Origin of the sequence: Intestinibacter sp. (assembly GCF_034113885.1) — a bacterium.
Taxonomy (GTDB): Bacteria; Bacillota; Clostridia; order Peptostreptococcales; family Peptostreptococcaceae; genus Intestinibacter.
In genome coordinates this window covers 1-8,764 of record NZ_JAXEWM010000099.1, presented here as the reverse complement: position 1 = coordinate 8,764, position 8,764 = coordinate 1, and the positions used below count along the sequence as shown (strand labels likewise).

Annotated in this window: 8 protein-coding genes; 7 read left to right on the top strand and 1 reads right to left on the bottom strand. The window is 30.0% G+C overall.

The genetic code is table 11. The features are described from left to right. Together SPD90_RS05910 and SPD90_RS05905 are read left to right on the top strand one after the other, a co-directional pair. On the top strand, positions 1-196 hold a 196-nt coding region (locus SPD90_RS05910), incomplete at its 5' end, for a hypothetical protein (protein WP_320625306.1). 254 nt (positions 197-450) lie between these two features. Further along, on the top strand, positions 451-2,181 hold the full coding sequence (locus SPD90_RS05905) for a [Fe-Fe] hydrogenase large subunit C-terminal domain-containing protein (RefSeq protein WP_320625307.1): 1,731 nt from the start codon (positions 451-453) through the stop codon (positions 2,179-2,181). 77 nt (positions 2,182-2,258) lie between these two features. Here SPD90_RS05905 and SPD90_RS05900 read toward each other — a convergent pair whose 3' ends face one another. Further along, on the bottom strand, positions 2,259-2,420 hold the full coding sequence (locus SPD90_RS05900) for a hypothetical protein (protein ID WP_320625308.1): 162 nt from the start codon (positions 2,418-2,420) through the stop codon (positions 2,259-2,261). Positions 2,421-2,730: 310 nt separating this feature from the next. Between SPD90_RS05900 and SPD90_RS05895 the strand changes: the two genes are divergently transcribed. The 5 genes from SPD90_RS05895 (at position 2,731) to SPD90_RS05875 (ending at position 8,613) form a co-directional block, all read left to right on the top strand. Further along, complete coding sequence (locus tag SPD90_RS05895; RefSeq protein WP_320924622.1) at positions 2,731-5,973, top strand: DUF4430 domain-containing protein; 3,243 nt, start codon at positions 2,731-2,733, stop codon at positions 5,971-5,973. 271 nt (positions 5,974-6,244) lie between these two features. After that, positions 6,245-6,775 carry a hypothetical protein gene (locus tag SPD90_RS05890; RefSeq protein ID WP_320924621.1) on the top strand — a complete coding sequence of 177 codons (531 nt, stop codon included), beginning with the start codon at positions 6,245-6,247 and terminating at the stop codon, positions 6,773-6,775. Beyond that, complete coding sequence (locus SPD90_RS05885) at positions 6,775-7,224, top strand: hypothetical protein (protein ID WP_290685995.1); 450 nt, start codon at positions 6,775-6,777, stop codon at positions 7,222-7,224. The genes SPD90_RS05890 and SPD90_RS05885 overlap by 1 nt, the downstream gene beginning before the upstream one ends. An 18-nt stretch (positions 7,225-7,242) precedes the next feature. Beyond that, complete coding sequence (locus SPD90_RS05880; RefSeq protein WP_320924620.1) at positions 7,243-8,046, top strand: MBL fold metallo-hydrolase; 804 nt, start codon at positions 7,243-7,245, stop codon at positions 8,044-8,046. Between the two features lie 276 nt (positions 8,047-8,322). After that, the gene (locus tag SPD90_RS05875; RefSeq protein WP_320924623.1) at positions 8,323-8,613 is read left to right on the top strand and encodes a divalent metal cation transporter; all 291 of its coding nucleotides are present in this window, start codon (positions 8,323-8,325) and stop codon (positions 8,611-8,613) included. Positions 8,614-8,764 lie beyond the last annotated feature (151 nt).

Sequence of the window (8,764 nt, the reverse complement as noted above, 5' to 3'; positions counted from 1 at the left end):
AAATTACGTAACTTACCTAGGAACAATATCAAATATACCAGAAGCTCAATTTGAAAGAGAAATGACAGCAGCAGCTTATGTAACTTACAAAGATAAAGCTGGCAACGAATACACAGTTTATTCTCAATATCCAAATGGATCAATATCAGTTTTAGATCTTTTAGGAAATAATATAGACTGGAATGGAAAATGGTAAGAGGTAAAATATTTATAAAACTTCTTAAAATAAAAACCCTATAAAACATATTTAAAGGGATATGAAGCAAGGTAAAATTTGCATCATATCCCTTTTTAAGATAAACTGTGATAACAGATAAGAAATTGTTAATAAAAAATATATATAGTATAATTAAACGAGTATAAGGAATTTTTTTTATAGGGGTTATTAAAATCAACTATTAATATATCTCTAAGGTTGGGAAAATATTTTATATCCTTGGAGGAATTATTATGTGGTATGTAAATTTAAAAAAGACTAAATGTAAAAGCTGCTATGCATGTGCACGTGCATGCCCAGTAAATGCAATTAAATTCAAAAATGAGCAAGCTCAAATTTTAAGAGACAGATGCATCATATGTAATGAGTGCTCTAAAGCCTGTCCTCAAAAAAAATCAATATTAAAATCAGAAGTATCTAAAATTAAATCATTTATAAAAAGTAAAAATAAAGTTGCAGTATCGATTGCACCGAGTTTTGTGTCGATTTTCGGTGAGAATAGCCATAAAATACCGACTGCATTAAAAAAACTAGGCTTTGACTATGTCGAGGAAACTGTAATAGCCACAGAGCCTATTTTAAATGAGTACTACAAGTACGCAAATTTAGATGATGGAGAAAATTATTTTACGAGCTTCTGTCCAACGATAAATAACTTGATTGAAAAACATTTCCCTAAGTTTACTAAAAATATAATACCTGTAGTGTCGCCTTTTCTATGTCATACTAGACTTATGAAAAGCAAATACAGCACTGATACGAAGGTAGTTTTTATAGGTCCTTGTCTAGCTAAAAAGGATGAAGGCTCTCTAGATATGAGTGTCGATGGAGTTATAACATTTGCCGAATTGCAAAGATGGTTCAAAAGAGAGCATATAGATTTAGACAGCCTTGAGGAAGGCGAATTCGATGTGATCTGTAAAGATAGACTGTTATTTCCTCTAGTAGGTCAAACAACTCGTGTAGTAAACGACAAAAATCCAGTAAAAAAGGTAATCACAGTAGAGGGTGTAAATGATTGTATAAGTATACTTCATGCTTTAGAGCAAGGGCGATTTAAAAATACAATATTTGAAATGAGTGGCTGTGTTCATAGCTGTTTAAATGGTTCTGGAATAGATAATCACAGCATAACTTATCAAGAAAGAGAGATAAATGTTAGAAATTACAGAAATAAATGTGAAATTAAATATAAGGACTATGATGACAAATATCCTTATGAAGAAAATTTAGCGAAAATTTCCTTAGAGAAAACTTTCTCTCCTAAAAAAGTCGAGTTAAAAATTCCAAATGATGATGAATTGAGTTCTATATTGAAATCTATGGGAAAAATCTCATTAAAAGATGAACTAAATTGTAAAGGTTGCGGATATGAGAGCTGCAAGGAGCATGCTATGGCGATATACAACGATATTTCTGAGATAAATATGTGTGCACCTTATATGAGACAGAAGGCTGAAAATATATCGAATTTAATATTTGAAGCATCTCCGTTTTTAATAGGACTTGTCGATAAGGAGCTACTCATGATTGAATTTAACAATAAGGCTAAGGATTTTTTTAAAATAACTGATAACGACTACATCGGCTATCCAATTTTTATGTATGTAGATGATACTGCATTTTCTGATTGTTTAAACAAACGTGAAAATATATACAACAACATAGTATTTGTTGAAGATTTAAACAAAACTCTATCTCAAGATATATTTTGGCTAGCTGAAGAAGAAATATTCTTATGGATGGCACATGATATTACAGAACAAATCGAAAATAAAAAACGAGCTGACAAAGTCAAATACGATACTATAAACCTAGCACAAACAGTCATCAATAAGCAAATGACTGTAGCTCAAGAGATAGCTAGATTGCTTGGTGAGACTACCGCCGAAACAAAAGTCATTTTAAGTCGAGTAAAAGATTTAATAAGGTATGAAAATAATGATAATTTGAGAGATTCCTGATTAAAGACTTTAATAGTAATTTTCGTAACAAAAAAGTATGATTTATGTACATTAAACTAAAATCATACTTTTTTAAATTACCTTTTATTTTTTATATGCTTAATATTTTTATCGAATTCAGCGTCCTTTTTTACGTTTATCTTTAGATTACATTTAGGACATCTAATAGTTTTTGAGACATCTGATAATTTTATTACTACATTGTTAGAACATACAGGACATTTGTAGTTAATTTCCATATGTTATTCATCTCCTACTATACAGTTAATTATTACAAAAAAAATTCTATACTTTTAAATACTAGTATAGAACTTTTAAAAACATACTACTTTTAAGTCATATATATTGCAAATTATATGACTTGTTTTTATATACCCTACTATTAGAATATATTATGTTCAAAAATATGTAAAGTACGATTTTAGTAGTACTACTTATTATGGTAAAGTAGTACTACTAAAATCGTACTTTTTGATAACTTTCTTTAATTTATAATTATATTATGGAAATATGATAAATTTTCCAAAATAAATATATGGGAGGAGAAAAATGAGGAGAATTTTTAAAAAGTTAGGAACAACGTTTTTAGCTATATGCTTAGTTATAGCTATGTTGCCTCTAAAAGTATTTGCAGAAGAAACTACTACAGGGGCAAATATTAATGTAAGAGTGTCCGTTGAAAATACTACTTTTTTAGAAGATAAGGGAAATGGAGTACCAGCTTTTACAGGTGAACTTGTTAGTACAGATGTACAGATTCCTGCAGATTCAACTGCATATGATGCCTTTAAAGCAGCAATGGACAAAGAAAAAATTGAAATTAAAGGAAGTAGCAGTTATATTTCTGCTATCGGTGGATTAAGTGAGTTCGATGGTGGAAGTGCAAGTGGCTGGATGTTTACAGTAAACGATTGGTTTACAAATGTCGGTGCTGGCAGCTATAAGGTAGAAGACAACGATGAAATTAGATTTATGTATACTTGTTCTTATGGAAGTGACTTAGGTGGAACTTATGGAGATGGCAATAAGACTTTAAAAGACTTAAAGACAGATGTAGGAACTTTATCGCCAGCATTTTCAAGTGACATTAAGGAATATGAATTAAAGGTTCCTCAAGGTACAAAACAAGTAGTAGTTACACCAACAGCTACAAATAAGAATTTCCAAGTAAGAGCTAGCGTAGGAGATACTGAATATAAGAGAATTCAAGCTATACCAGTAGAAAATGGAACAATTATAACTGTAAAATGCGGAGATCCATCATGGCCAAGTATGAATTCAACTACTACTGATGCTCAAATTTATAAATTAAAAATAGTAGAACAAGGTGAAACTCCAGCTGTAGAATACAAACTTAACTTATCAGCAGATCCTTCAGAAGGAGGAACAGTAGACGTAGCAACTACTACATATGATGCAGATTACAATGACACTACTACAAAGGATGAAGGTATCACTTCAAAGGAAATTGATTTCTCTGAGTATAAAGCTTTAAATAGTGAATGGAGAGTATCTGCAAAAGCTAAAGATGGTTACGAATTTAAAGGTTGGAAAATAGGAGATACAGTGTATGATTCAAGTAGTGATTTAAGCTCAATTGATGCAGGTGGATTATTAGTAGATATAGATAAGGATACTAATGATTTATTCTTATTCAACTACAATGAAAATGGAATAGTAGATATATCAAATGATGTAAATATATCAGCAGTATTTGAAAAAACTACATCTAATCAAGATATACTAAATGATTTCGTATCTAATAATTTAGATTTCTATAAATTGAGACCTCAATTTGGTACAGATACAAATGTAGTAACTATGCTTAATAATTACATAGAATCTAAGGATTCAGAACACGACATAACTGCAACATTAAAATCAACAGACGATACTGAGTATGTAAAAGAAGATGGTACTATATCTTATTATGATAATTTTGATTTCTCAGGGTTTGCTTCAATATATCAAGCTAACGTTGGTTTGACATTTACACTTAGCCTAGGCGATGCAAGTGTAGACGTTGATACAAAAGCACTTATCGGATGGGATGCCGACAAAGTAAGAGCTAAGATGAATGAAGAGATAGACGCTAATCTTACAGAAGATAAGATGAAGGGTGAAAATACAGATTTACAAAATGTAGAAACTGACTTAGTTTTACCACAAATACTTGGTTCTACATACAAACAAAGCTTATCTCAAATATCTTGGAAATCATCAAATACAGATGTAATAGCTATCCAAGACGGTGAAGGATATACTTATCCAGATTATATAGGAAAGGTTACACAACCAACAGAAGATACAGAAATTACTTTGACAGCTACTTTTAAATTTACTAAGACTAATTCAAGTCTTGAAAAAGATATAACTTTCACAAAAGACTACAAGGTTTTAGTAAAAGCTAAAAAGATAGATGAAGAAGCAGTTAAAAAAGCTATGTTAGAAGAATTAAATAGCAAATATACAGCTGATTTACTTAAAGATTTTAATACTAAAGAAGTCATAGATATAAATAATGTAACTGGAGATATACAATTACCAAGACCAAGTAAAATAGGTTTAGTAAATAAAGAAATAAAAGTTACAAGTAGCGATGAAAGTCTTCTTAAAATAAATGGATATCGTACATACACATATCAACCTGTAGGAGAAGACAAGACTGTCGATTTAATAATAACTATGACAAGAGATGGATTAAGCGTTGAAAAACGTATCACTTTAACTATAAAACAAGTTTCACCAGAAGAAATTCAAAATGAAATCAAGTTAATGGAAGCTGTAAAAGAACATTACTTTGATGGAATAAACGATGGATCTAATACTGATAAGGATAATGTAATAAATAATTTACATGCATTTAAAGAGGTTAGCTTAAATGAAGACGGTTCTTTGAAATGGGTATACGATGTAAAAGATGAAACTGGAAATGGTATAGAGCCTGTGTCAATAGATCCAAGTGATAATATGGGAATCAGCGGATATAACCTATTTTATACATCAAATAACGCAGTAGTTAGTTACGAAAACTTACTTGTAAATAGACCTGAAAAAGATACTCAAGTTACAATAAAATCAGTTCTTTCGAGTAAAAAATTCGCAAAATATGCTGAAATGTATCCAGATAATGAAGACTTACAAAAACTATATCGTCAAGAAGTACAAACTACAATTACAGTAAAAGGTACAAAACAAACTGTAAACGTAACTTTCGACAATGACGGCGAAAAAATAGTTAAAGAAGCTACTATAGGTGAAGCTTTAGACTATATACCAGAAGCACCAATTAAAGAAGGATATACTTTTGTAGGTTGGTACAAGGATACTGATGACATAACTACAGAATATAAATCAGGTGCTACATATGACCAAGATATAACATATAAGGCTAAATGGGCTCACGTTCAAATGATAGGAGCACAAGTTAAGAAGGTAGTAGAAGATAAAAGTGGTATAAGATTTGGTACTAAGATTTACAACGATGGAGATGAAATAGTAGAAAAAGGAACCTTAATACTTCCTGCAAACTTATTAGCAGAAGGTGAAGCTCTAAGAGTAGATAACAAATTAGCTGCTAGATCTATAGGTAAAATAAATTACGAAGAAAATCAAAAACAAAACTATGTAACTTATCTAGGTACACTAGTAGGTATACCAACAAATCAATTTGATAGACAAATTACAGCAAGTGCTTATGTAATTTACAAGGATAAATCTGGAAATGAATATACTGTTTACGCACCATATCAAAATGGTTCAACAAGTGTAAATAGATTATTAGCTGAATAATGACGCATTTAAAAAATTAATTTGTACTATATATGAATTTGTTTTTTAAAATAAAATAATAATTTTAAGTAACATAACAAATAAGAGGATCTAATAAAATAAATTTTAATCCCGGAAGAATTTATTTTTAGGTTCTCTTTTTTTGATTAGTATAAAAATATGGAAAAATAATACATTAAACGATTTTATCGCATTGTTTTTGGGTATTTAATATATAAGAGTTATTTTAAATAGAAAATTACATATTAAAACTTATATTGGAGAGATGTATATGAAGATATTTAATAGCGATATAAAGATAATAGGAGACGACGAGGGATTTATAATACTTGAATGTCCGTATTGCAAAAGTGAATTTAAATTATCAGCAGATGACCTTCAAGCAAACGGAGATATTTATTTCGAGATATTTTGCCCGTACTGTGGGCTTAGCAAGGAAATAAAGAATTTTTATACAAGGGAAATAAAATCTAAGACTACAAGAGCTAAGAGAGAAAAAAATAAAAATATAATAAAAGAACAAGATAAAAAGCCTAGTGATAACAATATAAGGCTTTCATCGAGTAAATCACTAGATTTGAGCTTTTCTAGTATGGAAAGAGAAATAGATAAAAATCAAAATAAGGATTTCTACCAAATAAAGATGGACAATAAAAAGCTAGAAAATGTAAATATAGATAGGTTAAAGGACAAGGATTTAAAAGAGATTTCGTATAAATGCAGTATATGTAATTCGTCTGAAAAGCTTTTATCAGATGGCAAAACTGTACTTTATTGTGCTTATTGTGGGGTGAATTTATAATGGATTTAAGAGAACTTAGAAAGATTAGCTTTGAATTTAGGAGAATAAGCAGCGATATGCTAAATTCAATAAGCGATGACAACAACGCGTATTTGATAAAATTTAGAAAATTTATAGATGATACAAAGATAATAAAGGATTACATAGATTCAAAGGTAAAATACTCGACTATAGACTGGTCTAAATCTTTTATAGAAGAGGATTGTGGGTTTAAAAGTGTAATAACACCTACAAATCAAAATGATCATATAAAGGCTATGTACGACTACCTTTTAGTTATGACTGATAGAAATAAGAGCTTAAACGGCGAGGCGTTTGATTTTCATCTAGGAAGATGCAAGGTAAATGAGAGAATTCAGTTTTATCTAAATAGAGTGTTTTTACCTCTAGTTCACTACATAAACGATTTTCTAATAGAAGAGATGTTGTCTGTAGATGAAAAGAAATAATAGGAAGGAAAAATACAAATGAGATTAGTAATATTAGTTGACAACTATGCAATAAATGGAAGAAATCTAAAGGGAGAAGGAGGAGCATCTTATTACATAGAAGATGAGGATAAAAAATTTTTACTAGATGTAGGTGTATCTGATTTGTTTATGAAAAACGCCGAAAACCTAGATATAGATTTAAAGGATGTAGATACAGTAGTTCTATCACACGGTCACTATGATCATACGACAGGCATAAAGTATTTTATAGATAGCACTGATAAAAAAATAAATATAATTTGCCATCCTCTTTCATTTAATAAAAAGAAAAGAGAAAATAAAAACATGGGAGCACCATATAGTAAAGAAGAAATAGAAAAGCTTGCAAATGTAACTTTTTCTAAAGAGCCTCTAAAGATAAGTAAAAATATAACTTATCTAGGACAAATCCCAGACACAGTTGAATTTGAAAATAGAAAGCTTATGGGTCAAATAGAAATAGATGGCGAATTTAAGGATGATTATATACTAGACGACTCTGCTCTTTTATACAAAACAAAGGATGGAATTTATATAATCACAGGATGCTCTCACAGCGGCATCTGTAACATAATCGAATACGCCAAGAAAATAGCAAATGACGATAGAGTACTTGGCATAATAGGAGGTACTCACCTTCAAGAGATAAACGAGCAGACCGCTAAAACTATAGAATATTTCAAAGAAAACGACATAAGGGAATTATACCCATGTCACTGCACTAAATTTCATGTAAGAGCAGAGATGTTTAAAACGCTAGACATAAAAGATGCATATGTAGGTCTTGAAGTAAACTGGTAAAATTAGCTAATTTCCCAAACAGTTTATATAAAAGGGGCTAACCGTAAATTATTTTACGATTAGCCTCTTATATTTTGCAATGAATATTATAAATTATTTTTACATAATAGAATTTATTTTATCTGATACTAATTTAGCACTTGAATTTAAATCATCTAAAACTTCATTTAGAGAATTTTCGTAAATAAACTCGATAATAGTAGTAGAAGCTGTGATACTAACTGTGCCGTACAGTACATAGTTTTTTAGAAGTATTGGAACTGCTATACTGCTAGTATAGCCCTAGTAGGAATATCTATAACTTTAGGATGCGCAGCTTATATATCAGGAGACTTATCAGGAAGTGCGATGGGTATATCTACAATAACAGGTATAGATAGTCAAATTATAGGGCCTATTATAGGATGTATAGTTTTATTTATAGTATATAAGGGTTCATTTAAAATATTAGAAAGACTACTTACTGCTTTAGTTGTTGTAATGGCTGTAGTTTTCGTAACTACAATGTTTGTAGCTAAACCAGATTTAGGCGAAGTGGCTAGAGGTTTTAAAAGAGACGAGCTTTAGTGATAAGCTCGTCTTTTGCATTAGAAATTAAAATTCTATTATTTTCTATTCATTTATTTTCAATTCAAAAACATCGTTTCTAGAGTAATGACCTACAACGTCTAAATCTATTTTACTTTGGATTACTTTATCCATATCTAAATCAGCGATT